The sequence below is a fragment of the Arthrobacter sp. NPDC057009 genome (assembly GCF_042673905.1).
Classification (GTDB): domain Bacteria; phylum Actinomycetota; class Actinomycetes; order Actinomycetales; family Micrococcaceae; genus Arthrobacter.
This window is the reverse complement of the sequence record NZ_JBHUSB010000008.1, coordinates 180,597-206,251: the sequence shown is the minus strand read 5'-3', so window position 1 is coordinate 206,251 and position 25,655 is coordinate 180,597. Positions and strand designations below refer to the sequence as shown.

Annotated in this window: 22 protein-coding genes and 2 pseudogenes; 6 read left to right on the top strand and 18 right to left on the bottom strand. The window is 67.1% G+C overall.

The features are described 5' to 3' along the window. Positions 1-42: 42 nt before the first annotated feature. The 9 genes from ACFTR6_RS11070 to ACFTR6_RS11030 are packed head-to-tail and all read right to left on the bottom strand — an operon-like array spanning position 43 to position 9,004. Positions 43-723 carry an SDR family NAD(P)-dependent oxidoreductase gene (locus ACFTR6_RS11070; protein WP_076799355.1) on the bottom strand — a complete coding sequence of 227 codons (681 nt, stop codon included), beginning with the start codon at positions 721-723 and terminating at the stop codon, positions 43-45. Further along, on the bottom strand, positions 720-1,967 hold the full coding sequence (locus tag ACFTR6_RS11065; protein ID WP_076799356.1) for an exo-alpha-sialidase: 1,248 nt from the start codon (positions 1,965-1,967) through the stop codon (positions 720-722). The genes ACFTR6_RS11070 and ACFTR6_RS11065 overlap by 4 nt, the downstream gene beginning before the upstream one ends. 4 nt (positions 1,968-1,971) lie before the next feature. Then, positions 1,972-2,763 carry an HpcH/HpaI aldolase/citrate lyase family protein gene (locus tag ACFTR6_RS11060; RefSeq protein WP_076799357.1) on the bottom strand — a complete coding sequence of 264 codons (792 nt, stop codon included), beginning with the start codon at positions 2,761-2,763 and terminating at the stop codon, positions 1,972-1,974. A gap of 54 nt (positions 2,764-2,817) precedes the next feature. Further along, on the bottom strand, positions 2,818-3,807 hold the full coding sequence (locus ACFTR6_RS11055; RefSeq protein WP_377957953.1) for an aldo/keto reductase: 990 nt from the start codon (positions 3,805-3,807) through the stop codon (positions 2,818-2,820). Positions 3,808-3,867: 60 nt separating this feature from the next. Continuing rightward, on the bottom strand, positions 3,868-4,695 hold the full coding sequence (locus tag ACFTR6_RS11050; RefSeq protein ID WP_076799359.1) for an ATP-binding cassette domain-containing protein: 828 nt from the start codon (positions 4,693-4,695) through the stop codon (positions 3,868-3,870). Next, complete coding sequence (locus ACFTR6_RS11045; protein WP_076799360.1) at positions 4,688-5,587, bottom strand: ABC transporter ATP-binding protein; 900 nt, start codon at positions 5,585-5,587, stop codon at positions 4,688-4,690. The genes ACFTR6_RS11050 and ACFTR6_RS11045 overlap by 8 nt, the downstream gene beginning before the upstream one ends. Before the next feature lies 1 nt (position 5,588). Beyond that, entirely contained in the window at positions 5,589-6,494 is a 906-nt protein-coding gene (locus tag ACFTR6_RS11040; RefSeq protein WP_076799361.1) for an ABC transporter permease, read from the bottom strand. Further along, a complete protein-coding gene (locus ACFTR6_RS11035) occupies positions 6,491-7,426 on the bottom strand; it encodes an ABC transporter permease (protein ID WP_076799362.1) in 936 nt (311 codons plus the stop codon). The genes ACFTR6_RS11040 and ACFTR6_RS11035 overlap by 4 nt, the downstream gene beginning before the upstream one ends. Positions 7,427-7,429: 3 nt before the next feature. Beyond that, positions 7,430-9,004, bottom strand: a complete 1,575-nt coding sequence (locus tag ACFTR6_RS11030) for an ABC transporter substrate-binding protein (protein ID WP_377957952.1) — start codon at positions 9,002-9,004, stop codon at positions 7,430-7,432. A gap of 162 nt (positions 9,005-9,166) precedes the next feature. Between ACFTR6_RS11030 and pdxA the strand changes: the two genes are divergently transcribed. Beyond that, the gene (gene pdxA, locus ACFTR6_RS11025; RefSeq protein ID WP_076799363.1) at positions 9,167-11,506 is read left to right on the top strand and encodes a 4-hydroxythreonine-4-phosphate dehydrogenase PdxA; all 2,340 of its coding nucleotides are present in this window, start codon (positions 9,167-9,169) and stop codon (positions 11,504-11,506) included. A 19-nt stretch (positions 11,507-11,525) separates the two neighbouring features. Here the strand turns inward: pdxA and ACFTR6_RS11020 are convergent, their stop codons facing one another. The 4 genes from ACFTR6_RS11020 to ACFTR6_RS11005 all read right to left on the bottom strand — a co-directional run bounded on the left by ACFTR6_RS11020 (position 11,526) and on the right by ACFTR6_RS11005 (position 15,224). Beyond that, positions 11,526-12,302 (bottom strand): SDR family NAD(P)-dependent oxidoreductase, encoded by a 777-nt coding sequence (locus ACFTR6_RS11020; protein ID WP_076799364.1) that lies wholly within the window; start codon positions 12,300-12,302, stop codon positions 11,526-11,528. Positions 12,303-12,316: 14 nt separating this feature from the next. Next, positions 12,317-13,699 (bottom strand): MFS transporter, encoded by a 1,383-nt coding sequence (locus ACFTR6_RS11015; RefSeq protein WP_076799365.1) that lies wholly within the window; start codon positions 13,697-13,699, stop codon positions 12,317-12,319. A gap of 118 nt (positions 13,700-13,817) precedes the next feature. Continuing rightward, positions 13,818-14,840, bottom strand: a complete 1,023-nt coding sequence (locus ACFTR6_RS11010) for a PHP domain-containing protein (RefSeq protein WP_076799366.1) — start codon at positions 14,838-14,840, stop codon at positions 13,818-13,820. A 6-nt stretch (positions 14,841-14,846) separates the two neighbouring features. Next, a complete protein-coding gene (locus ACFTR6_RS11005) occupies positions 14,847-15,224 on the bottom strand; it encodes a VOC family protein (RefSeq protein WP_076799367.1) in 378 nt (125 codons plus the stop codon). Between the two features lie 97 nt (positions 15,225-15,321). On the opposite strand from ACFTR6_RS11005, the gene ACFTR6_RS11000 reads away from it, so the two are divergent. The 4 genes from ACFTR6_RS11000 (at position 15,322) to ACFTR6_RS10985 (ending at position 18,545) form a co-directional block, all read left to right on the top strand. Next, positions 15,322-15,957 (top strand): hypothetical protein, encoded by a 636-nt coding sequence (locus ACFTR6_RS11000; RefSeq protein ID WP_236783166.1) that lies wholly within the window; start codon positions 15,322-15,324, stop codon positions 15,955-15,957. Between the two features lie 42 nt (positions 15,958-15,999). Then, positions 16,000-16,206, top strand: a complete 207-nt coding sequence (locus tag ACFTR6_RS10995; protein ID WP_076799368.1) for a hypothetical protein — start codon at positions 16,000-16,002, stop codon at positions 16,204-16,206. A 155-nt stretch (positions 16,207-16,361) separates the two neighbouring features. Continuing rightward, entirely contained in the window at positions 16,362-17,285 is a 924-nt protein-coding gene (locus ACFTR6_RS10990) for an AEC family transporter (RefSeq protein ID WP_377957951.1), read from the top strand. Between the two features lie 96 nt (positions 17,286-17,381). Next, positions 17,382-18,545, top strand: a complete 1,164-nt coding sequence (locus ACFTR6_RS10985; RefSeq protein WP_377957950.1) for a cytochrome P450 — start codon at positions 17,382-17,384, stop codon at positions 18,543-18,545. Here ACFTR6_RS10985 and ACFTR6_RS10980 read toward each other — a convergent pair. The 4 genes and pseudogenes from ACFTR6_RS10980 to ACFTR6_RS10965 form a co-directional block, all read right to left on the bottom strand. Beyond that, positions 18,529-19,736 (bottom strand): annotated as a pseudogene (locus ACFTR6_RS10980) (fumarylacetoacetate hydrolase family protein). The gene ACFTR6_RS10985 and the pseudogene ACFTR6_RS10980 sit on opposite strands and share 17 nt — an antisense overlap. Next, positions 19,733-21,264, bottom strand: a pseudogene (locus tag ACFTR6_RS10975) (aldehyde dehydrogenase (NADP(+))). The pseudogenes ACFTR6_RS10980 and ACFTR6_RS10975 overlap by 4 nt, the downstream one beginning before the upstream one ends. Further along, positions 21,261-22,607: an L-fuconate dehydratase gene (locus ACFTR6_RS10970; protein WP_377957949.1), complete on the bottom strand. Its 1,347-nt coding sequence runs from the start codon at positions 22,605-22,607 to the stop codon at positions 21,261-21,263. Before ACFTR6_RS10970 ends, ACFTR6_RS10975 begins: the two are co-directional and overlap by 4 nt. Positions 22,608-22,799: 192 nt before the next feature. Beyond that, positions 22,800-23,522: a GntR family transcriptional regulator gene (locus ACFTR6_RS10965; RefSeq protein ID WP_377957948.1), complete on the bottom strand. Its 723-nt coding sequence runs from the start codon at positions 23,520-23,522 to the stop codon at positions 22,800-22,802. Between the two features lie 223 nt (positions 23,523-23,745). Here ACFTR6_RS10965 and ACFTR6_RS10960 point away from each other — a divergent pair, with 223 nt between their 5' ends. Next, positions 23,746-25,074: an MFS transporter gene (locus ACFTR6_RS10960; protein ID WP_377957947.1), complete on the top strand. Its 1,329-nt coding sequence runs from the start codon at positions 23,746-23,748 to the stop codon at positions 25,072-25,074. A gap of 65 nt (positions 25,075-25,139) precedes the next feature. Here the strand turns inward: ACFTR6_RS10960 and ACFTR6_RS10955 are convergent, their stop codons facing one another. After that, positions 25,140-25,622 carry a pyridoxamine 5'-phosphate oxidase family protein gene (locus tag ACFTR6_RS10955; protein WP_087872058.1) on the bottom strand — a complete coding sequence of 161 codons (483 nt, stop codon included), beginning with the start codon at positions 25,620-25,622 and terminating at the stop codon, positions 25,140-25,142. Positions 25,623-25,655: the final 33 nt, after the last annotated feature.

Genomic DNA, 25,655 nt, shown 5'->3' with positions numbered 1-25,655 from the left:
CGGCGGTGCCGCCCTGTGCAGACGGCGTTTACTGCAAGCGTCCTACAGGGAGGCGCCTCCGCAGATGACGTAGTTCTGTCCTGTGATGGACTTTCCGTGCGGGCCCAGCAGGAAGCCGGCGAGCGCGGCAACGTCCTCCGGATCCACCAGCCGGCCGAGCGCCGGCAGCTTAGGAGGCGTGGCCGCCCGCCCCGGATCAGCCAGCATGGGGGTATCCGTGGGCCCCGGGGACAGCACGTTCACTGTAATGCCGCGCGGGGCGAGCTCCTGCGCCCAGGTCCTGCCCATGCCCATCAGCGCGGCCTTGGTGGCGGCATACTGGCTCTTGCCCGCCGCGCCCGTCGAGGTGCGGCTGCCGATCAGGAGCACGCGGCCGCCGTCGGGCATCCGCGGAACCACCTCGTTGGCCAGTACACTGGCGGCCCCGACGTGGACAGCGAACATGCCGGCGAGCGCCTCCGGGTCCAGCTCACCCAGCAGCGCCGTGCGCTGGTAGCCGGCGGCGTGCACCAGCGCATCCGCCGGCTCAATCCGCGCCGCCGTATCCGCCAGCGACGACGGATCGGACAGGTCTGCCCGCAGCCACCGGAACCCCGGTCCCAGCGAGGTCTCGCCGCGGCTCAGCCCGGTAACGGTCCAGCCGTCTGCCAGCAGCCGTTCGGCGATCGCCTTGCCGATGCCGGAGCTGCAGCCCGTGACAACCGCGTGGCGGGTCCCGGTCACTGCTTGTCTCCTCCCGGCGTTGCGCTGCCCTCGTAGGCCCACTGCGGGTCCACGCGGACGTACTTGATGGCCTGCCGGAAGTAGGTGTACGCGATGTGCAGCGCACCGTCCGGGCCCTGGTGGATGGACGGGTAGGAGTACTCCCTGTTCAGGCCGTCGCGGGAGTTGTTGGAGAGGCAGTAGCCGTCCCCCACATCGAGGTTGCGCCGGATGGGCCAGCTGCGGCCCGAGTCCTCGGAGATGGCCAGCGTCATGGGCGAGCGGGGCGTCCCCCAGAAGGCGCGGCGCCCGCCGTCGTCCGTTCCGGCGCTGACGGAAGGATCGGGTTCGGTGAGCTGGCCCTGTTCGGCGGCCAGGCCGTCGTCGTCGATTTCGTCGTAGAGCGACAGCCGCCGCTCGGTGTCCGCTTCCGCCCGGCTGTGGTTGTAGACCAGCGCCAGGCGGCCGTCCGCGAGCGCCGTGAACTGGATGGATGAGTTGTTGTTCGGCAGCTCCGTGGGAACCGGCTCGCTCCACGTGGTCCCGTCGTCCGTGGAACGGGATTCGTAGATCGAGTCCGCCCAGCGGCTGCGGAACAGCGCCAGCAGCGAGCCGTCAGCCACAGGCTGGATGTTCATGTGGACGCAGCCGAGGCTGCCGGGCAGGACCGTCCCGCTCCAGGTGGCTCCGCCGTCGTCGGAAATCATGACGGCGCTGTCGTCGCTGTTGCCAACCCATTTCTCCCCCGGCGTGGTGATGCAGCGGAAGACCGGGATGATCAGGCGGCCGGACGGCAGCAGGACCGGCAGCTGGCGGACAAACACGCCGCCTGTCTCGTTTGCCGGGAACAGCGTTTCCACCGGTCCCCACGTCCGGCCGCTGTCCGTGGAAGTACGACGGCGGACCTCGGCTGTGTCCTGGTTGCCCGCCTTCTGCGCGGTGTACAGAAGCCACAGGGAATCCCCCGGCGCGTTGAACAGGATCGGATTCTGCTCGGAGCGGGTGGAGTCGTCCGAAAGCTGCTGGGCCGGTGACCACTGGCTGCTGCCCGGTTCCAGCGTGGAGAACCAGATGGAAATGTCCGGCACGCCCTCCTGGGTGCCACCGAACCACACGCAGCCGAGGCGGCCGTCGGGCAGGGTCAGGAGATTGGCGGCATGGCTTTGCACGGTGGGTGCCGGCAGGTACGCGAAGTCGGCACCGTCCGCGCGCTTCACGGCGCCGTCGGGGGTGATGCTGCTGTACTCGGTGTTGGTGGTCTGCATGGCCTTAGCCCTCCGCGTTGCCGGCATCGGAGCGGGCCGCTGCCAGGTGCGCCTTGGCGGCCAGCTCGAGGTGGGTCAGGTCGGACGCGACCGTGGTGAAGGTGTAACCCTGCCGCAGCCGCTGGGCCGCGATCTCCCCGGCGGCCGTGTGGATGCCGGCGGCGATGCCCGCGGAGGCAGCCGCATCGGCGATGGTTTCCAGCGCCGCATTGAACTCGGCCTCGATGGCGGGATCGCCCGGGAAGGCGCCACCGACGGCGATCGCCAGGTCCGACGGGCCCACGTAGATGCCGTCCAGGCCGGGGGTCGCACAGATCTCCTTGACGTTGGCCAGGCCCTCGGGCGTCTCGATCATGGCAAAGACCAGGGTGGCTGCGTTGGAGTCGCCCGGTACGGGGCCGATCCGCAGGGCCGAGCGCATGGGCCCGTAGGACCGCCCGCCCATGGGCGGGTATTTGGCGGCAGCCACGGCTGCCGCCGCGTCTGCGGCGTTGTTGACGAGCGGGACGATGACGCCGACGGCGCCGGCGTCCAGCGCCTTGCCGATCGCGGTGAAGTCGTTTGCCTCGACCCGGACCATGCCGACGGCGGTGTGCCCGGCGTCGATGGCCATCAAGCCGTTCAGCACGCCCGAGTAGCCGAGCAGGCCGTGCTGGGCGTCCAGGGCCACGTAGTCATAGCCGAGCCGGCCGATGCGTTCCGTTGCCACGGGCGCGTCCAGCACCGCCCAGTAGCCGACGGCCTGTTCACGGGCGCGGATCTTGCGGGCGAATTCAATGGCCAGGTCCGATGTCATCTGTATCTTCTACCTTCAGGTCGTGGGTGGTCTTGGCGATTGCCGGGTGGGGGCTCAGCGGTTGTAGGCGGGCATGGGCCCGCGGAGCCCGGAGCCGACGGCGTCGCAGGCGGCGGTGACGTCCTCGGGCAGCGGCCCCTTGGCCACAGCGGCGATGTTGGCGCTCAGCTGCTCCACCTTGGAGCCGCCCAACAGCATGGAGCCAACGCCCTTCCGGTAGGCGAGCCAGCGCAGGGACAGCTCGGCGAGGGTGATGCCGGCCTGCTCGGCGATGCCGGCCAGGGCGTTCACGGCGTCGAACAGCTGCTTGTCCCAGTAGCGCTGGGTGTACATGGCAGCCAGCTTGGAGTCACCGAAGCGGCCTTCCGAGGGCTTGGCCTCGAAGCTGTGCTTGCCGGTGAGCAGGCCGCCGCCCAGCGGGTTGTAGACCATGGTGTGGACGTTGTGCGTGGCGGCGAACTCGAGGTACTCCTCCTCCACCCGGCGGGCCACCAGGTTGTAGAGCTGCTGTGCCACCACGGGCCGGGGTGCCCCCACCTCGCGGGCCACGTGGATCACATCGGCGATCTGCCAGGCCGCGAAGTTGGAGACACCCAGCCCCCCGATCTTTCCCTCTTCAGCCAGTTCGGCCACGGTGCGCAGGGTGTCCTGCAGCGGGGTGGCGCGGTCCGGCTGGTGCAGGTAGAACAGGTCGATGCTGTCCACGCCAAGCCGGCGCAGGCTGCCCTCCACGCTGTTGCGCAGCCCCTGCGGGGACAGCGGCGAGTGCTGGCCGTGGTCGGCGTGCGGCATGCCGGCCTTGGAGGCGAGGATGACCTCGTCGCGGCGGCCCTTGAGAAGGCGGGCGAGCATTTCCTCCGTCACGCCGCCCACGTAGGCGTTGGCGGTGTCGATGGTGGTGATGCCGGCGTTGAGCGCCTCGTCCACCATGCTCCCGGCGGTGGCTTCGTCGGCGGTGTCGCCGAACGTCATGGTGCCCAGGACCAGGCGTGAAATGGGAAGCTTCAGTCCTTCCACCGGGGTGCCTTCTGGCTGCTTGCTCATGCGTGTTTCTCCGTGGTTGCAGTGCGGGTCGGGTTTCGGTTTCTTCAAAGGGCCGCGGCCTCAGGCGCCCTTCAGCGCCAGCGACCGGACAACGTGCCGCGGCTTCAGGCCCCGCATGGTGGAGGGGTCCAGCGCGGCGCGGCGGAGCTTGCGGGTGTAGTCCTCCTTCGGCGCGGTCAGCACGGATGCGGTGCTGCCGGATTCCACCAGCTTGCCGCGCTGCATGACCATGACGCTATCGCTGATCTCCTGCACCACGCCAAGGTTGTGGGAGATGAACACGTAGGTGATGCCGGTTTCGTCCTGGATGGACTTCAGCAGCCGCAGCACCTGGGCCTGGACGGACACATCGAGGGCGCTCGTGGCCTCGTCGCAGACCAGCAGTTCCGGCTTGGAGGCGAGTGCCCGGGCGATGCCGATGCGCTGCCGCTGGCCGCCGGAGAACTCAGCGGGGTGGCGGTCCAGGGACTTGGCCGGCAGGCCAACCTGGTCGATCAGCTTTGCGGCTTCCTTGTGCCGCTCGGCCTTGGAGCGGACGCCCTGCAGCTTCAGCGGTTCGGCCACGATCTCCTGGGCGGTGAGGTGCGGATCCAGCGAGCCGTAGGGATCCTGGAAAACCATCTGGAACTTTGAGCGCAGCGGCCGCAGTTTGGCTTCGCTGAGCGCCGCCAGGTCCGTGCCGTCCAGCTCAATCCGGCCGCTGGCCGGCGTCACCAGCCGCATCAGCGCCTTGGCCACGGTGGACTTTCCGCAGCCGGATTCACCGACGACGGCGATCGTCTTGCCTTTGTCCACGGAGAAGGAGACGTCATCCACGGCACGGAACGTTCCGCCCGGCACGTGGTAATCCACCACGAGGTTCTCGACGGAGAGGAACGGCTTAGTCATGCTGGCCTCCGGTGCTGGTCAGTGCGGCTGTGGACTGTGATGCGGCTGTGGACGGGGAAGGGTTGGCTGCCGGGGTTTCGTCCCAGGGACCCAGGACCGGCACCGCGGCCAGCAGGCTGCGGGTGTACTCGGTGGCCGGGTGCTCCACGATCTGCTGGACCTCGCCGGACTCCACGAAGGAGCCGTCCTTCATCACGTGGATGCGGTCCGAGATGAGCCGGGCGACACCGAGGTCGTGGGTGATCATCAGGATGCCGATGCCGCGCTGTTCCTGGAGCTCGAGGAGGAGGTCCAGGATGCCGGCCTGCACCGTGACATCCAGTGCCGAGGTGGGTTCGTCGGCCACCAGGAGCTGCGGTTCGCTGGCCAGTGCGATGGCGATCAGCACGCGCTGGAGCATGCCGCCCGAGAGCTGGTGCGGGTACTTCTTCAGCTGCACGTCCGGCGTCGGGATGTGCACCTGTTCCAGAAGCCGGATAGCCCGGGCCCGGACGGCGTCCTTGTCCTTGGAGGCGGCGCCGGCGATCCGGATGGCCTCCGACAGCTGGCTGCCGATGGAGTGGACGGGGCTCAGGGCCGTCATCGGGTCCTGCGGGATGAGCGCGAGCGTCCGTCCGCGGACCTTGTCGATGGCCTTCGGCTCGGCCACCACGTCCACGCCGTCGATGAGCACGGTGCCGGAAAGCACGGCCAGATCGTCCGGCAGAAGACGGAGGATGCCCATCGCCGTCGTCGATTTGCCGGAACCGGACTCACCGATGATGGTGACCGTTTCGCCGCGGTGGATGCTGAAGTTCACCGAATCGACGGCCCGGATGATTCCGGCGTCGGTGATCAGCTCCACCTGGAAGTCGCGGACCTCGAGGAGCGGCTGTTCCTTATTGGCGTCCATGTCAGGCACCCTTCTTCTTGCGGCGGGGACGGTCGCGGAGGCCGTCGCCCAGCAGGTTTACGCCCACCACCATCAGCACGATCACCAGGCCGGGCAGGGTGACCATCCACCAGGAGGTGGTGATGTAGTCCTGGCCGTCGGAGATGATGCGTCCCCAGGTGGCGAACGGCCGCTGGGGTCCGGCGCCGAGGAAGCTGAGCGCACTCTCGAGCAGGACGGCCTGGGCCAGGAGGAGCAGCACCACGAGGGTTGCCTGCTTGATGACGTTGGGGATGATGTGCTGGATCAGGATCTGGATGCGGTGCAGGCCGAGGATGCGCGCCGCGGAGACGTACGGTTTTTCGCGTTCCACCAGCACCATGGACCTGGTCAGCCTGGCCACTTCCGGCCATTGGGCGATGGCGATGACGAAGGTGATCACCGGGATGGACGGACCGAAGAGCGCCACCACCAGGAGCAGCATCATGAGCAGCGGCAGGGACATCTGGGCTTCGAGGACGCGGGAGACCACCGTATCCACCCAGCCGCCGAAGTAGCCGGCGGCTGCACCGAGGATGATGCCGATGGCGCCGGAGACCACAACCGCCAGGATGCCGATGGTCAGGGATACCTGTCCGCCGTGCAGGACGCGGGAGAGCAGGTCGCGGCCCAGCTGGTCGGTGCCGAACAGGTGGCCGTCCACCAGCGGGGCGAGCCTGCGCGCCGAGAGGTCCTGGTGGTTGGCGTCCGGCAGGGGCAGCACCTGGGCCAGCAGGATGGGAATGATGACGATCAGCGTGCAGACGGCGCCGATGCGCAGTTTCCACTTGGCGGCGTTGCGGCGGCGGGTGGCGCCGGCCTTGGCTACGAGTTCCCTGGTGACGGCGCTCGGAGACGGGGTGCGTGTTGCGGTGTCGCTGAGGCTCATGCTGCTGCCGCCTTTCCAAGACGAACGCGGGGATCAAGAAGCGGGTAGGCGAGATCGATGACCAGCTGCACGGCTACCGCCAGCAGCGCCGTCAGCAGGACGGTTGCCTGGATGAGGGGGTAGTCACGGGTTTCCAGGGCCCGGACAATCAGGGAGCCGACGCCGGGCCAGGCGAACACCACTTCCACCACCACCACGCCGTTGAGCATGGCCGCGAAGCGGGTGCCCAGGGCGGTGAAGACCGGGATGGCGGAGTTCCCCATGGCGTAGCGCCAGGTGAGGGCGGAGCTGCCCACTCCCCTGGACCGTGCGACGGTCAGGTACGGGGCCGCGAAGTTGGCGGTCATCTCCCGCCGCACCATCCGGGAGATCAGCGCGATCTGCAGGATGGCGATGGTGACGGTGGGGAGGACGAGGCCGCCCCAGGTGGCGAAGCCGGAAGCCGGGAACAGCGGGATCAGGACGGCGAAGCCGGTCAGGAGCATGATGCCGGTCCAGAAGTCCGGCATGGACTGTCCGGCGATGGTGAGGACGTTGACGCCGAGTTCGCGGTTGGTGTCCGGACGGCGGGCCATCCACACGCCCAGCGGGATGGCGATCACGGCGGTAAGGAGGATGGAGGCGGTGGCGAGGGTCAGCGTGTACGGCATCCGCTCCGCCACGACCTGCATGGCCGGCGCCTGGAAGGAGTAGGAGGTGCCCAGGTTGCCGGTGAACAGCTGCTGCAGGAAGATCCAGTACTGCTCCAGCACGGGACGGTCCAGGCCGAACTGTTCGCGGACCTTGGCCAGCTGCTCCGTGGTGGCCAGCGGGCCGGCGTAGGAGACGGCCGGATCACCGGGGGCGAGGCGGATCAGGATGAAGACCGTGGAGACCGTCAGGAACACGGTCAGCAGGCCCTGGCCGAGCCGCTTGAGGATGTATTTGGTCATGGCTCAGGCCTCCAGCCGGACGTCAACAAGGGGGTAGGAGTTGGTGGGCGCCAGCGCCAGGCCTGCCACGCGCTTCTGGTGGGCCAGCACCGACTTCGGAACGAACGCCCAGGCACACGGCCAGGTGTCCCAGATGGCCTTCTGCGCGGTGGCCAGCAGCTGTTCGCGGCGCGCCGGGTCTACCTCGGAGGAGGCGGCCTGGATCTTGGCCTGCACGTCCGGCACCACGTAGCCCTGGTAGGTGTCGCGGGTCTTTTCCTTTTCCGCGGTTCCGGCGTACATGCCCTGCATCATGGTGATGGCCAGGCCGGTGGGGCTGCTGAAGCCGTTGCCGAGCAGGTCCCAGTCGCCCTGCTTGCCCTGGCGCCAGGCCAGGATGTTGCCGCCGGGCTCAAACTGCTGCAGCTGGGTTTTCACGCCGATGTTGCCGAACATCTCCACGAGCGCCTCCATGACGGAGGTGTCGGAGGCGAACTCCCCGGTTTCCCAGATGATCTTCAGGTTCAGGTCGGTGACACCGAGGCTCTTCAGCGTGGCCTTGGCCTTCTCCGGGTCGAAGGTGTAATTGCCGGTCTTGGCGAAGCCCGTAAGGCTGGACGGGACCACGCCTTCGGCCTCACTGACCGAATCGACCAGGACGTCCTTGACCAGCGACTCGCCGTCGACCGCCCAGCTAAGCGCCTGGCGGACCCGGACGTCGGAGAGCGGGTGGCTGGCCGGCTTGCGGAAGTTGTAGAAGATCTGGTTCAGGCGGAGGCTGGACGCCTCGGCCAGGACGACGCCGGGAAGTCCGGCCAGCTGTTCGCGCGAGTCGGGCGTGATGGAGTCAATGACGTCCACCTCGCCGCTGCGCAGTGCAATGACACGGCTGGATTCCTCCGGCAGGAAGCGGACCTCGACGTTGTCCACCTTGGGGGCGGGGCCCCAGTAGTTCTCATTGCGCTTGAGGCTGTAGGTGCCGGCGCCGCGGTTGAACTTCGTCACGACGTACGGGCCCGTGCCCACGCCTTCCTGCAGCTCTTCCGGCTTGTTCCGGGCTGCCGGGCTGATCAGGATCATGCTCATGAGGGAGTCGAGGATGGGGATGGGGTTCTTCGATTCCATCCGGAACGTGCGCTCATCCACGGGCACCACGGTGGGGAATTCGGGGAAGAACCCGGCCACGAAGGAACCCTGCACCTGCTGGTACATCTTCAGCGCGGTGGCAACGTCCTCGATCTTCAGCGGCGTGCCGTCTGAGTACTTGACACCTTCGCGGAGCCGCACGGTCCATACCGTGGGGGAAGTCATTTCAAAGCGGTCCGCCAGGACCAGGATCGGCTTGGTTTCGGGGCCGATGGCCGTCAGGCCCTGCCGCACCGCGCGCTGGACGGTGACGGCGGCGTCGAACTGGTTGAGCTTGTTGTCCAGGCTGACGAGCGACCTGTTTAGCGCCAGCGTCAGGGTGCTGGGGCCCGGCAGTCCGGTCGGGCCGGCACATCCGGCCACGGAGCCTGTGCCCAGGAGAAATCCGGCGGCTGCGCCGAACTGCAGGAGGCGGCGCCGTGAGATCTCACTTCCTTGAGGAAGAACGGTCATCGTTGACCTCTCGGTTGATTGGGACGGCTGGCGGCCGGATGGCCTGCGCCGTGTTACATGCATCACTCTGCCACCTCTGCGCGAAATGCGCAACTGATCTAGCGCAATCCGCGCAGTCATGACATCATGGTGCTACCGATCCACAGAAGAAGGGAGGACGACGTGGCTGCAGTCCTTATCCAGGCCGACGACTTTTCCGGCGCAGCAGAAGTGGGGCAATGCTTTGCAACCCAGGGGCTGGACACGCGGCTCCTCCTGTCCGCCCCCGAGGCTGGCACTGGCACCGGCCGCCACCCGGACGTCCTGGTGGTCGACACCCACTCACGGGCTATGGTTCCGGAGGCCGCCGCCGCTGCTTCGGCTGCCGTCTTTGGCAGCCCGGCCGCAGGCCGCGCAGGCGTGCTGTTCAAGAAAATCGATTCGCTGTGGCGGGGCAATATTGGGCCGGAACTCGCGGCACTTTCCGCACTGGGGCACCACGTGGTGGTGGCCGGCGCACTCCCCCAGCTGAACCGGACCGTCGTCGGCGGCCGGCCTTTCGCCGACGGTGTGCGGCTGGACCGCACGAACCTCTGGCGGGCAGAGGCAGCGGCCCCGCCCGCGGAGATCGCGCACTTGCTGCACGAAGGCTCTGCAGTGCAGCTAACGGACCTGTCCACCGTGCGGGCGGACAGCCTGACGGCCGTCCTCGGTGAAGCCCTCTCCGGACCATCAGCCGGCGCCACTCCCACCACAGTGATCGTCGACGGCGAGACTCCGGCTGACCTGGAAAAGGTCGCCGATGCTCTGCTGGCCCTGAACTTCAGTGCCGGCGGACGGCGCATAGTGCTGGCCGGGACCGGCGGCATGGCCCTGCTGCTGGCGGCGAAACTCGGCCCGGCTTCTGCGCGAAACGCGCAGGAACCCGGATCATCCCGCGTAAAGGCTGTGGCGGGCGCACCGCGGCCGGTGCTGGCCGCCGTCGGCTCCGCGTCCACGAAGGCCGCGGCGCAGCTGCGGAACCTGGAAGCCCGCGGTGTCACCGGCCTGCACATCACGCCCGGCGAACTGCAGTGGCCCGAAGATGTCCGCCCGAGGCTCGCGGAAGCACAACAGCTCCTGGCGGCCGGTGAGCCAACTGCCCTGACTGTCAGCGCCGACGTCGTCAATCCGCAGGAGTCCGGCAGGATCGTGCGGAACCTGGCGCGGCTGGCAGCGGAGGCGGCAGCGGCTCCCACCGGAACAGACCTGATCCTGACCGGGGGCGAAACCGCCCGCGAAGTACTCGACGCCCTCGGCGTCCGGTCGCTGACGCCGCTGGCGTCCGTGCAGCACGGCGCCGTGGTCAGCCTTTCCGACGACGGGCGGCTGGTGGGCACCAAGCCCGGCAGCTTTGGCGACGACGACGCCCTGGTCCAGCTTTACTCCGCCATCAAAGACCTTCGGTCTTCCAACAGCATTTCCCATCCCTCCCACATACCTGGAGCTCCAATGACATCAGCAGTGAACGCAACCGAACAGGACACCCGGCCCTTCATCGCCGTGACCATGGGCGACGGCGCCGGCGTCGGCCCCGAGGTGACCGTGGGCGCGCTCCTGGACCAGAACGCCTACCGGGACTGCCGCCCGGTGGTGATCGGCGACGTCCACCGGCTGCAGCTCGGCGCCAAGGCACTGGGTGTGGAAGCCAACATCGTCGAGGTGGAGACGGTGGGCGAAGCGGTCTTCGAGGCCGGCCGGATCAACGTGATCGACCCCAAGCTGCTGTCCGCCGACCTGCCCTGGGGCCAGGAGTCCGCCGAGGCCGGGAACGCCGCGTACCACTACATCCGGATCGCATGCGAGCTGGGGATGAGCGGCCAGGTCCAGGGCATCTGCACGGCGCCGCTGAACAAGGCAGCGCTGCATAAGGCCGGGCACATCTACCCCGGGCACACCGAGCTTCTGGCGCACTTCATGGGCATCGAGGAAGTGTCCATGATGCTCTCCACGCCCAAGGTCAAGGTCATCCACGTCACCACCCACATCGGCCTCATCGACGCCATCAACAAGATCGAGCCGGGCCTGGTGGAACGGACCGTCCGCCGCGGGCACAGCGCCATGCAGCGCGCCGGCATCGCCAACCCCAAGATCGGCGTCTGCGCCATCAACCCGCACGCCGGCGAGAACGGCCTGTTCGGCTACGGCGAGGAAGCGGAGAAAATCACCCCGGCCATCGAAAAGCTCCAGGCCGACGGCATCGACGCGGTCGGCCCCCTCCCGGCCGACACCGCGTTCTTCCTGGCAGGCCGCGGCGACTACGACCTCATCGTGGCCATGTACCACGACCAGGGCCACGGGCCGGTCAAGGTCCTCGGCATCGAGGCCGGCGTCAACATCACGGTGGGCCTGCCCGTCATCCGCACGTCCGTGGACCACGGCACCGCCTTCGACATTGCCGGCAAGGGCATCGTGGACGTGCGCAGCATGATCGAGGCGCTGCGCCAGGCGGCGGAGATGTCGCCCAGCCCCGCGGCAGCATAGGTACTGGGCAGCTTAGGTATTAGGAGATCTGCAGGCCGCCGTTGATGTCGTACGTCGCGGCCGTGATGTAGCCGGCATCCTCCCCCATCAGGAACACCATGAGGGCGGCGATGTCGCGGACGGTGCCCACACGGCCCATGAGGATGTCCCTGGACATGTCGGCTTTTCGCTCATCGCTCAGGGTGCCGCCCATGATGTCGGTGTCCACGGGGCCGGGGGCGATGCAGTTGACGGTGATGTTGTGCTGCCCCATCTCCCGTGCGAGCGCCCGGGTGAAGCCGATGATGGCCGCCTTGGAGGCGCTGTACGCCACCTTGGAGTAGGTGCCGCCGCCGCGCTGGGCCGAGATGGAGGAGACGCTGACCACCCGGCCAAGCCGGCGTTCGATCATTCCGCGGAGCACGCGCTGGGTGACAAGGAACGTGCCGGTCATGTTGATGCGGAACACACGCTCCCAGGCCTCAAGTGTCTCGTCCATGAACTCGGTGGGCGAGCTGATGCCCGCGAGGTTCGCGAGCGCCACGATGGGTGGCATGTTGGCCTCCACCTCGTCGATCGCTGCGTTGACGGTGGCCTGGTCGGAGACATCGGCCCCCACGCCCCTGGCCAGGACACCGTACACGGAGGAGATGTCCTCCGCCGCGCGCCGGGCCGCGTCGCCGTCGATATCAAGGATGGCCACGGACCAGCCGCCGCTGGCCAGCATTTCCGCTGTAGCCCGCCCAATGCCCCGTGCTGAAGCGGCCCCGGTCAGCACCGCGGTGCGTTCGGCCGGGAACGTGTCGTGGTGTGCCATGTCCGTAATCCCCTCTAGTACTTGGTGTCGTCGAACTCGTCGGCGGCAACCGCCTCTTCACCGACCGCGGCGGGAGTGCCGGGTTTCACGTGGCCCTCGGGACGCTTGCGGGCGTAGAGGTAGGTGGCGATGGCGGTGACGCCGAGGCAGGCGGCCAGGAACACGAGGCCGGACCGGTTGTCGCCGCTGGCGTCATTGAGCACGCCCACGATGTAGGGCGCCACGAAGCCGCCGAGGTTACCGAGCGAATTCACCATGGCGAGGCCGGCCGCGGCTGCAGCTCCCACGAGGGCCGTGGAGGGCATGGCCAGGAACGGCGCGATGGCGGAGTAAATGCCCATGGCCGCCAGGGTCAGGGCGATCATGGCCAGGATGGCGTTGACCTGGACAAGGTTGCCGGCCGCGATCAGGCCGATGGCGGCCATGACCATGCTGATGCTGGCGTGCAGCACCCGGTTGCCCGTGCGGTCTGACCGCTTGCCCCAGTAGTAAACGAATATGGCGGCAATCGTGTAGGGAATGGCAACGATGAAGCCCACCTCGGTGGTGCTGAACTTGCCCAGGGCCGCGACGATGGTCGGCATCCACAGGCCCAGGCCGTAGATGCCGCAGACCAGGCCGAAGTACAGGGCTGAGTAGGCGACCGTCCTGGAATCCTTCAGGCCGGCCAGGAAGTGGTGCGGCTGGCCTTTTTGCTTGTGGGCGAGTTCCTCGTCCATGGTCCGGGTCAGCCATTCCCGCTCATCGGCAGCCAGCCAGTGCGCGTGGCTTGGCTTGTCAGTCATGAGCACCGGAGTGAGCAGCCCGAGGAGGATGGCCGGGATGCCCTCGATGATGTACAGCCACTGCCACCCCTGCAGGCCCCAGATTCCGTCCATCTGCAGCAGGAGGCCGGACACCGGGGCGCCGAGGGCGTTGGAGATGGGCTGGGCGAGGATGAAGATGCCCAGCACGGTGACGCGCTGCCGCGCGGGGAACCACAGGGTCAGATAGAAGAGCATAGCCGGGAAGAAGCCGGCCTCCGCCGCGCCGAGCAGGAAGCGGATGATGTAGAAGGTGACCTCTCCGTTCACCAGGGCCATGGCCGTGGCGAAGATGCCCCAGGAGATCAGGATGCGGGCGATCCATTTGCGGGCACCAAACTTGTACATGCCCGCGTTGCTGGGAATCTCCAGGAGCGCGTAGCCCAGGAAGAAGATGCCGGCGCCCAGGCCGTAGGCTGCGGCGCTAAGGCCGATGTCCTCGCTCATGGTCAGCTTGGCGAAGCCGACGTTGTTGCGGTCCAGATACGCAATGAAGTAAAGCAGCACAATCAGCGGCATGAGGCGGCCGCGCACTTTCCGGAGGGTCCTCTGGCCCAGCTCGTCCAAGTGGTCCGCTGGATTCATAGCAGTCATGGTGCACCTCGCAGGGAGTGACGGGTCCGCCGGGTTCCGCGACGGAACAATTAAGGTGTACCACTCCGTGCATAGATAGTCATTATGCTTACTAAATTCTTGAGCTAAGGCCGTGCTGCTAATTCCTGCTGTTCAGCCACTCCAGGAGCCGGTCCAGAGGCCAGGTGGTGACGATCCGCTCGGCCGGGACGCCGTTGCGTTCGGCCCGTTCGGCGCCGTACTGCAGGAAGTCCAGCTGGCCGGGGGCGTGGGCATCACTGTCGATGCTGAACAGGCAGCCGGCCTCAAGCGCCAGCTGCATCAGGTTGTCCGGCGGGTCCTGCCGTTCCGGCCGGGAATTGATTTCGACGGCGACATTGGCTTCCGCGCAGGCCGCAAAGACCCGCTCGGCATCGAATTCGGACTCGGGCCGCGTGCCGCGCGAGCCCTGCATCAGGCGGCCGGTGCAGTGGCCCAGCACATTGGTGTGTGGATCACGGATGCCGCCGAGCATCCGCTCCGTCATGGTGCGGCGGTCCGAGCGGAGCTTGGAATGCACGCTGGCCACCACCACGTCCAGCCGGTCCAGCATCCCGGGCGTCTGGTCCAGCTCGCCGTTTTCCAGGATGTCCACCTCGATGCCGGACAGCAGCCGGAACTTCCCGTCGGCACCCCCGTTCAGCCCGGCCACCACGTCCAGCTGCTCGCTGAGCCGCTCGGCGCTGAGCCCGTTGGCGATCTTGAGGTTCGGCGAGTGGTCCGTCAGGGCGAGGTATTCGCGGCCGAGCGAGCGGGCGGCGTCCGCCATCAGCTCGGGAGGAGAACCGCCGTCGGACCAGTCGCTGTGGCTGTGCAGGTCACCGCGGAGCAGCGGGCGCAGCCCGTCTCCCCCGGCGGCGAGTGGTTTGGCGCCGCCTTGGCGCAGCTTTTCCAGGTAGTCGGGCACATCGCCGTCCACCGCCTGCCGGATGACGTTGAAGGTGGTGTCCCCGATTCCTTTCGTCCGCTTGAGCCGGCCGTCGCGGGCCCGCTCCGCCACCTCGTCCGGAGTCAGTGCGCTGATGACGCCGGCCGCCTTCCGGAAAGCCTGGACCTTGAAAGTGGGCGCTGCGCTGCGCTCAAGCCAGAAGGCAATCTCATTCAGGGCATCAGCGGCGTCCATGCAGTACTAGTCCTGGTGCAGCTGGATGAAGTTGCCGCAGCCGTCGTCGAACACGGCGGAAATCCCGGACGGATCCTCGGCGGGCTCGCCCCGGAACTGGACGCCGGCGGCGGACAGCCGCTGGTACTCGGCTTTGACGTCCGGCGTGCCGAAGACGATGGCCGGGAGCCCGGCGTCGTACAGTCCCTTGCTGTAGGCCGACGCGATGGGGTTGTCGCTCGGCTCCAGCAGCAGTCCGACGGTGCCGGACGCTCCGGGGTCCTTGACGATGAAGAGGTTGTGCTCGGGCATGGCCATGAGTGTGTCGAAGCCGAGGGTCTCCGTGTAGAAGGAGTGGGCCGCGGCTGGGTCCTGGACGTGGATGCTGCACATTTTGAGTCGCATGGCGCCTACGCTACGCCATTGACCGGGACGCCCACAGGGGCTGCAATTTAATTGCGGCCCGAGTTGCCGGGCAGCGCCCGTCCTTGGAGGTGCAGTGGTGTCCGTACTTTCCGAAGCCGCCCCCTGGGGGCTGCTGCAACTGGTCCTCTGGAGCGCGGTGCTGATGGCCGCCGTCGCCGGCACGGTTTTTGTGGTGCGGCACCATCTAAGGACGTCCGACGGCGACAGCCCGGACCTGCTGTTCTGGGACCTTTTCGGCGGTGCAGTGGTAATTGCCCCGTCCCTGCTCATTCCGGCGGTGGCCTCGCCGCCGGCGGGCTTGGCCCTGGCCGCGGTGGCGGGCGCGAGCGGGGTAGCTGCCTACCGCAGCAGCCCTGCGGTGCTTTCCTGGTTCGAGGCGCGGCGGCGCCGGCGGGTGGACGGGCCGCTGTGCCGGACCGCTGCCGCCACGCAGGAAGAGATTCTGGGCCGCTGGGCCCAGTACGAACTGGACCCAGCGCTGGCCATCAGCTACCCCGCTCTGGCCGACGTCAGGCAGCCCGAAACCGCTGCAATTGTGAAGGCCCTCCGGGAGGCCGATGCGTTGAAAGCCCTTGCTGATCCCGCATATCCGCGCGCCGTCGAGCGTCTGGGCCTGGCGCTGGAACGTGCGGAAACCGCGGCGGGCGTCCCGGCGGGCCTCCGGCCGGCGACACGCGGGACTTGTTCAACGGGCCTTTTTCGGGAAGGGTAGTAAGCACCCTTAGCAGTTCCGGAAATCGCAAAGGAGAACACCATGCAGATCGACAAGTCCCAGATCCTCGAATTCCTCAGGTCCCAGGGTGACAACGACAAGGCTGCCCAGGCCGAGACGCAGCTGCCTGACCAGGTGGACACCGACCAGCATGCCGGCCTGCTCTCCCAGCTTGGCATCAACCCCGCGGACCTGCTGGGCAAACTCCCCGGAGGATTGGGGGACAAGCTCGGCGGCCTCGGCTTGTAGCCAGGCCCCCTGGCCGACAGCACTACTGAGAAGACGGGTTCCTTCCGGGGCCCGTCTTCTCCTTGTGGTTTTGGCCTCATCTGTCCGGTGCCCTGCCGCAGAAAATATAGGCTTAGACGTCGGCCCAGGAGCGGAAATGGTGTGAGGACAACAGTTTGGACGGAGTCTTAAAGGGATTCTTTGTTGTGGGCGTGGTTCTGCTCGTGGGGTACATCCTCGCCAGAACCAATGCCCTCGGTCCCCACGGGACAAAGGTGCTGTCCACCCTGACGTTCATGGTGGGGCTGCCGAGCCTGATGTTCTCCACGATTGCGTCCCGGCATATTTCCGAGATCCTGAGCCAGACAGGCCTCATCTCCGTCGTCACGGCACTGTGCGTCATGGCGCTGTTCGCCCTGAGCGGGGCCATAGGCAGATGGGGCGTCAGACGCACCACGGTCGGGGCGCTGGCCACAGGAATCGTCAACTCCACGAACCTTGGCGTTCCGTTGTCGCTGTACATTCTGGGCAGTGCCACCTTCGTCACCCCCATCATGCTGTTCCAGCTGGCCCTGCTCACCCCGGTGGCGCTGACCATCCTGGATCTGACCGATCCCGAGGGCAAAAGGTCGTCGGTGTGGAGCATCCTGTCCACACCGCTGCGCAATCCCGTTACGGTGGCGGCCATTCTCGGCGTCATCGTCAGCGCCGCCGAAATTGAGCTGCCTGACCTGGTCCTGGATCCGCTGGAACTGGTGGCCCAGCTGACGGTGCCGCTGATGCTGATCATCTTCGGTATGTCACTCCATGGCCTCTCACCGCGCCAGGACGTGGCTGACCGCGTTCCCACGCTGTTCGCCGTCATCCTCAAGTCGGCTGTCCAGCCTGTGCTCGCGTGGTTGCTGGCCGTGCTCGTGTTCCGCCTGGATACCTTCAGCACGTTCGTGGTCACGGCCTGCGCCATCCTGCCCACCGGACAGAACGTGGTCCTGTATTCGGTCCGGTACGGCGTGGGCCAGAATCTGGCGCAAACAACGGCAGTGGTTACCTCCGCCCTGGCTGTCCCGCTGCTGCTGGGGGCAGCCTGGCTGTTTGGGTGAGTCCCGCTGGTGGAGTCCTGCCGGCGCTACTGACGGCGGATGCCTCCGCGGAATACACTCGGCTCCTACGGGCCGTTCGGCAGAGAGAGGCCAGCCATGGACTTCCGACGCGATGATGAGTCACCACTGAACCCCTTCCCCCACTACGAGCGGATGCGGGCATCCGCTCCCGTGTTCCACGACGAGGAGTCCGGCAGTTGGCACGTGTTCCGGTACGACGACGTCCAGCGGGTTTTGTCCGACCACGGCACCTTCTCGTCAAGGATGGGAGGGGACGATCCGTCCGAAACAGGCCAGCTCTTCGCGGCGAGCCTGATCACGGCAGACCCGCCCCGGCACCGGCAGTTGCGTTCCCTCGTAACCCAGGCGTTCACGCCCAAGGCAGTCGAAGCGCTTGCTCCCCGCATCTCCGCGCTGACCGGGGAACTGCTGTACGCGATGGCCCCCAAAGGTTCCGCAGACCTCATCGACGAGCTTGCCTATCCGCTGCCGGTGATCGTCATCGCGGAGCTCATGGGCATTCCCGCGGAGGACCGGGACCGTTTCAAACACTGGTCGGACGTCATCGTCAGCCAGACCCAGACCGGAGACCAGACCGGCGATCACAGCTCCACCAACCGGGAGATGACCGAGTACTTTCTTGCCCTCATCGAACACCGCAGGCGCAACCCCGGAAGCGACCTGATCAGCAACCTGCTGGAGGCCGAAATCGAGGGGCAGAAACTCAGCGTCCCCGAACTGCTGGGCTTCTGCGCCCTGCTGCTGGTGGCCGGTAATGAGACAACCACCAACCTGATCGGCAACGCAGTCCTCTGTTTCACCGAAGGGGCGGAAACGATGGAACGGCTGCGCGCCCAACCGGCACTGCTCCCCCAGGCCATCGAGGAAGTGCTGCGCTACCGCTCACCGGTCCAGTCGATGTACCGGGTGACAGCCGCCGAAACCGAGCTCGGCGGCTGCCAGGTCCCCGCCGGCGCCCCGCTGGTGGCCTGGATCGGTTCAGCCAACAGGGATGAGCGCCAGTTCCAGCACCCCGAACAGTTCGACATGGACCGCACACCGAACCGGCACCTGGCCTTTGGCCATGGCATCCACTTCTGCCTCGGCGCCCCGCTGGCCAGGCTCGAAGCCAGGACGGCGCTGCAGGGCATCCTGCAGCGGCTCCCCGGACTGGCCCTCGCCCCGGGAGCGCACCTGGAACGGATGGACAGCACCATCGTCTACGGGGTCAAGGAGCTGCCCGTCACCTGGCAGGCGTGAAAGGAAGCCCAGCCCTCGGTTGTTCCGCGAGGTAGCCGAACAGCTGCCGCAGCCCGAAGGTCCACTCCGGCAGTTCCTCGGCCGCTCCCACGCGGTTGACCAGGGCACCCAGGTGGCGGCTCCGGATGGTCACAACGTCGCCGTGCTTGTGCGTGAACCCCTGCCCGGCCTCGTCGCGGTCCTGGGTCGGCGCGAACAGCGTGCCCGTGAACAGGGCGAAGCCGTCCGGGTACTGGTGGTGGCTGCCATGGGTGGCAGCCACCAGCTCCTCGAAGGGCCTGCTGATCCGGGCGAGGGTGTTCCGCCCCTCGAGCAGATAGCCGTCCGGTCCTTCGACGCGCAGCAGGATCTCCTCCTCGCGCAGCGTATCGAGAGTGAAACCGCCGTCGAAGAGCCTGATGAGCGGCCCCAGCGCACTGGACGCATTGTTGTCCTTGGCCTTGCCGAGCAGCAGGGCGCTGCGGCCCTCAACGTCGCGGAGGTTGACGTCGTTGCCGAGTGTGGCTCCCACCACCTCGCCGCGGGACGTGGCGATCAGCACCAGTTCGGGTTCGGGGTTGTTCCAGGAGGAGAACGACGGAATTCCGATGCCTGCGCCCAGGCCCACTGAGGACAGCACCGGGGCTTTCGTGAACACCTCCGGGTCCGGCCCGATGCCCACCTCGAGGTACTGGGACCAGAGACCCTCGGCAATCAGGATCCGCTTGGCCTCGGCCGCCGCCGGGGAACCCGGCCGGACCATGGAGATGCTGCCGCCGAGGGCCTTCCCGACCAGTTCCCGCATCTCGGCTGCCCGCCCCGCATCGCCGGCACATCTTCCTCGATGACGCGCTCAATCATGCTGTCCACGAACGTCACGCCGCACGCCTTGATGACCTGCAGATCCACCGGGGCAAGCAGGTGCGGGCGGGCGGTGTCCCCCGCCAGGGAAGAGCGGACGACGTCGGCTGTCACCCACCGCTGTTCCGTCAGCTCCGGATCGGCGAGCGCCGCGCGGACGGCCGCGGCGGGGCTGGGCAGTTCGAGAAGCTCCGACACTGTGCCGGCCAGCCGGGTCAGGTCAAATATCGAGTCCCCGCTGACCGCAGCCACGCGCGGGCCCCCGGTCTCGGGGTCCCAGACCCTGCCGATCAGCAGCGCCTGGTCCGCGTCCTCCGGAAGGACTGCCTCGGGAATTGCCGGGGCGGTCACGGGCGGCCTCCGGTTTCCGTACCCGGGACGGGATCCGATGGCCGCCGCCAGACGCCGTCCACGCGCTGCGGCACATTCCAGGGGTTGCTGTCCCGCAGCGGTTCGGGCAGCCGGGCAGCGGGGAACGACTGGTAGGCCACAGGCCGCAGGAAGCGGCGGATAGCGGCCGTCCCCACGGACGTTGTGGCCGACGTCGTGGCCGGGTACGGTCCCCCGTGGTTCTGCGCGTAACTGACAGTGACGCCTGTGGGCCAGCCGTTCCACAGCACCCGGCCACTGATGTCGGTCAGCCTGGCACCCAGCTCGGTGACGTCGTCGTCCTCCTCGGCCTGGAGCGTGGTGGTGAGCTGTCCTTCGAGCAGTTCGGCGAGGCCCGGAAGCTCAGCCCCGTCCGTGTATTCGACCACCAGGCTGGCGGGGCCGAACATCTCCTGCTTCAGGAGGGCGGGATCCCTGCGCACGGCGTCCGCCGTGGTGCGCAGGATGGTGGGCGCCGGCGCTTCAGCAAAGTCACCCTCCAGCAGCACTTCAACGCCGTCGGCGCCGCTGAGTCCCGGACGGCGTCGCTGTAACCGCCGTGCAGGCGTTCGCTCAGCAACTGCGCCGGAGTGAAACCGGCGAGCGCGCCGGCCAGGACACGCCGAGCCTCTTCCGTTTCCCCGGCGGACCCTGCGGCGGGAATGAACAGCAGCCCCGGCTTGGTGCAGAACTGGCCCATTCCCAGGGTGAAGGAGCCGGCGTACCCTGCGAGGATTTCGTCGCGGCGGGCCGCCCAGGCGTTCGGCGTGACAAAAACCGCGTTGATGCCGCCCAGCTCGCCAAAGAACGGGATGGGCTCGGGCCGCGCGGCGGCCCGGTCCAGCAGCGCCCGGCCACCCGCCGTCGAACCCGTGAAGCCGATGGCCTTCACCAGCGGGTGGTCCACGAGAGCCTCGGCGGCACGCCGTCCGGTAACAAGTGAGAACAGACCCGACGGCGCCCCGGACGCAGCAAGCGCGGCGGTCACCGTTTCCGCAGTGCGGGCTGCCAGGCCGCGGTGGCCGTCGTGCGCCTTGTGCACGACGGCGCAGCCGGCAGCGAGCGCGGACGCGCTGTCCCCGCCCATCACACTGAAGGCAAAGGGAAAGTTGGATGCCCCGAAGACGCCCACCACGCCTAGCGGAACGTTGTAGCGCCGCAGGTCGGGGCGGGGACCCATGCCCCACGCCGGGTCGGCGTGGTCGATGGTCGCGTCGAAGTGCTCGCCCTGCAGGATCTCTGCGGCGAACAGCCGGAGCTGGAAGACGGTGCGGTTGAGCTCACCCTCCAGCCTTGGAACGCCGAGGTGGGTCTCGCGTGCGGCGATCTCCACCAGTGTTTCGGCGTCCTGCGCCAGCCCGTCCGCCACGGCCTCGAGCCAGGCAGCGCGGGTGGCCGGCGTGGCGGTCCTGCCCCTTTCGAAGGCCGACTGCGCAGCCTCAACGGCCGCAGCGAGCTCCCCGGCGGTTGTGGTTTCATCGGTGACGGCCCCCACGAGCCCGCCGGTCACTGGGCGGCTCCCGCGGGAGCGAGGTTTGCACCCGTGACGGCGGCACGGCTGCCCACTTCCTGCCATCCGGCACCGGCAGGGAACTCCCACCGGGACCGGGAGGCGCTCAGCATCTCCGCACCGGTTCCGGGCAGGACCGGGGCGGCATACCGCCCGTTGATGATCCGCACCGGTTCGGCGAAGTGCTCATGCAAGTGGTCGACGTATTCGATCATGCGGCCCTCCTGGCTGCCGCTGACGACCGCATAGTCGAAGAAGGAGAAGTGCTGGACCAGTTCGCAGAGGCCCACACCTCCGGCATGAGGGCAGACCGGAATGCCGAACTTGGCCGCGAGCAGGAGAATGGCGATGTTCTCGTTGACGCCGCCCACACGGGTTGAGTCGAGCTGGAGGACATCGATGGCTCCGGCCTGCAGCAGCTGCTTGAATACAATGCGGCTGGCCACGGCCTCGCCGGTGGCCACCCGGACCGGTTCAACGCCCTTTCGAATTTCGGCGTGGCCCAGGATGTCATCCGTGCTGGTGGGCTCTTCGATCCAGTACGGATCGAATTCGGCAAGCTCGTTGACCCAGGTGATTGCTTCAGACACTTCCCAGCGCTGGTTCGCGTCAATCGCGATGGGCAGGTCTCCCACGGCCTCGCGGGCGAGGGCCATGCGGCGGCGGTCGTCATTGATGTCGCCGCCCACCTTGAGCTTGATCATGGAGAAGCCCTCAGCCGCTGCCTCCTTGCTCAGCCGCACCAGCTTCTCATCGCTGTACCCCAGCCAGCCGGGCGAGGTGGTGTACGCCGGGAATCCGTCGGCTTTGAGCGCGGCAATCCTTGCAGCTTTGCCGGCCTGTCCGGCACGCAGGATTTCCAGCGCTTCCTCCGGGCTGAGGGCGTCCCGGATGTGGGTGAAGTCCACGACGCTGACCAGCTCTTCCGGGCTCATTTCGCTGAGCAGGAGCCACAGGGGCTTGTTCTCGCGGCGGGCCCGGATATCCCACAGGGCACTGACCAGCGCGCCGCAGGCCATCTGGGTCACGCCCTTTTCAGGCCCCAGCCAGCGCAGCTGGGAGTCGTGGATCAGCCGCCGGGACGCAGCGCCGAGATCGTAAATCAGTTCGTCGATGTCACGGCCCACAAGGAGGCGGGCGTAGGCGTCGATGGCCGCAGTGAGGATTTCATTGCCGCGGCCGCAGCTGAAGACGAAGCCGTGGCCCTCGTCGCCGGCGTCGGTGCGGATGACCACGTAGGCGGCGGAGTAGTCGGGGTCAACGTTGACCGCATCGGAACCGTCCAGTTCCAGTGAAGTGGGAAACCGGACGTCCTGGGTGTTGATGGAGGTGATGGAAGGCATGGCGCTTCTTTCGCGTCTTGTGACCGGCAGGTCAGGGATCAGAATGATTTCCTATATGAATTTCAATAATCATATAGGACATGTGATGCAGATCAAGCCCCTTGCTTCAAAACCGGACGCGCCGCCGCGTTTCGGGCACGAAAAAGCCCCGGCCGCAAGGGCCGGGGCCTGTCGGCGCCTCCATGACCGCCGCTACTTGATGATCCGCTTTCCTGGCACACCAACCTCGGACAACGGGGCCAGGTCACCCTCGAAGGCCTGGGCGAACCTGTCGAAGGAGTTGCGGATATGCCGGGTCATGGCCGTCTCGGCCGCCTCCGGATCGCACGCCTCAATGGCATCCGTCACGGCAGAGTGCTCCTTCACGGTGATGGCGCCGTCCACGTCCGCAGGATAGAGCCGGAAGGTATGAAGGTGGCAGTGGGTCTGGGCGAAGGCGTGCCTCACCACGGGGTTCCCCGAGGCGGCGAGGATGGTGTCGTGGAAACGGGTGTCGTGAGCGACGAGGTCCTGGCGCAGGTCCCTGGTGACCTTCATCGTCTCCCTGAACGCGGCAAGCTCCTTCTCCAGGGAGGGCGCCGGATTGGCCAGCCTGTCAACGGCGGCGGACCTGGCCGCCCAGGGTTCAACGAGCAGCCGGAACTCAAACAGCGAGCGCAGCTCCGCGATATCCAGCAATGGCGTGGTGCTGTAGCCCCGGCCGGGGCTGTACACCACCAGGTTGTCGCCCTCCAGGCGCTGCAGCACCTCGCGGACAGGCGTCTGGGAAACGCCCAGGCTGCGTGCAACGGCGTCGATGTTGATGCGCGCACCCGGGGCCATGTCACCCTCGAGAATGGCCGCACGCATCGACGCGTAGACGTCGCTGACAGCGGCCTTTCCGCGGGAAGTGTCGGATGCTTGACGTGGTGGCACGCGTTTACCTCTTGGTTCTGCTCTGGCTGGACTCGCTGGGGGAATCATAAGCCACCCGCTCCAGCCGTCCGGGAAACTTTTTTCGGCAGCCACTTGATCCCCGGAAGTGAATCTATATGATTAACCAGATTCCTATATGATTTTGGCGCCGATCTCTTCGGCGTCTTCCCCTCCCGCCGGTGCCTACAGCACCCGAAGCCATGTTCACGTCGAAGGAGACCGCATGACTACGCTCGGAAGCAAGACCGCCGCCACATCATCCGCCACGGCACCCCGCATCATGACGCGGAAGCGCTGGGTCATCATCTGGCTCGCCTTTGTGGGCCTCAGCATCAACTACCTCGACCGCTCAAGCCTCAGCGTCGCCCTGCCGTTCATGGGCAAGGACTTTGAACTCACCGCCACCCAGCAGGGGCTTATTTTCGCCGCCTTCTTCTGGGCCTACGACTTCTGCCAGCTCGCGGCCGGCTGGTATGTGGACAAGGTGGGTCCGCGCCGGTCATTCTCCCTGGCGGCGGTCTGGTGGTCCGCTTTCACCATGGTGACCGCCGCTGCATCGAACTTTTGGTCGCTGTTCGCTGCCAGGTTCCTGCTGGGCGTCGGTGAGAGCCCGGCACCCAGCACCGTTGCCCAGGTGGTGGCAACGTGGTTTCCGGTCCGGGAACGCGCCTTCGCCACAAGCATCTGGGATTCCGGATCCCGGGTGGGGGCAGTGATTGCACTGCCGATCGTCACCCTGATTGTTGCCCTCACCTCCTGGCACGCGGTGTTCATTATCATCGGCCTCGCCGGCATCATCTGGGCCGCTGCGTGGTGGAAGTACTACCGCAGCCCCGAAGAGCATCAGGGTGCCAATGCCGCCGAAGTGGACTACATCCGCGAAGGCGGGGCGCGCGGTGAGGCCAGCGATGATGCAGGTGCCGCAAAGCTGCCGTGGCGGTCCCTCTTCAAGTACCGCACGGTGCTCAGCATGATGTTCGGCTTCTTCTGCCTGAACAGTGCCATTTACTTCTTCATCACGTTCTTCCCGAGCTACCTCGTGAAGGAGCGCGGCTTCGACCTGCTGAAGCTGGGCTTTTTTGGTGCCATCCCGGGCATCTGCGCGGTGCTGTTCGGCTGGCTGGGCGGGTATCTCGCCGACCGCGCCGTCCGCTCCGGAGCGTCCGTGACCAAGGTCCGCAAGACCGCCATCGCCGGTGGCCTCGCCGGCGGCTCGGTCATCATGTTCGCCGCCCTCGTGCCCGAGGCCTGGATGGCCCTCGCCCTGCTGTCCGTGGCGTACTCCTGCCTGACCGTCGCCGCCACGGGCATCTGGTCGCTGCCGGCAGATGTGGCACCAAGCTCCCGGCACGTGGGCTCCATCGGCGGCCTGCAGAACTTCGCCTCCAACCTCGCCGGCATCTTCACCCCGATCCTGATCGGCGTGCTGGTGGACCAGACGGGCTCATTCATCGCCCCGCTGGCGGTCATCGGCGTGGTGTCGCTGATCGGCGCCGCGAACTACCTGTTCATCATGGGCAAGATCGAACCCCTGACGGTCAAGGAAGCCTAGCAACAAGAGACAAAGCAATGGGACCCACACCGAAGGTGTGGGTCCCATTGCTGTCGTTGGCGGGGCTACAGCTCCACGGTTCCACTCTCGCCGACGCTCATGCGGCTGTGGGTGACCTTCGACTTGACCCACTGCAGAACCGTCGCGGCGGTGCCGCCGGGGCTGGTCCAGTACTCAGCGGAGTCGGAGTCCACGTGGAGCAGGACCACTTCCGGGGTGTCGGGCCCGTCCGGGAACCAGGCCTCGACCGACTGGTTCCACAGTTCGCGGATCTTGGCGCGGTCCCGCACCACTTCAGCGGTACCGGCCACCGACACCCACTCGGTGCCCTTGCCGAAGGAGACGTTGACCCTGGCGTCGGCGGCAACGTGGGCCACCTGGGACGTGCCCTCCCCCGTGAAGAACCACATGTCGCCGTCGTCCTTGACGTCCTGGACGGCCAGCGGCCGGCTGACCAGGGCGCCTTCCCCGTTGATGGTGGTGAACATTCCGATGTGGGAATCGTTGATGATGTCCGTGACCTTGCTGATGCTTTCCGTGCCCGTCATGCTGTCACCTCGCGGTTCTTGTCAGTACGTTCG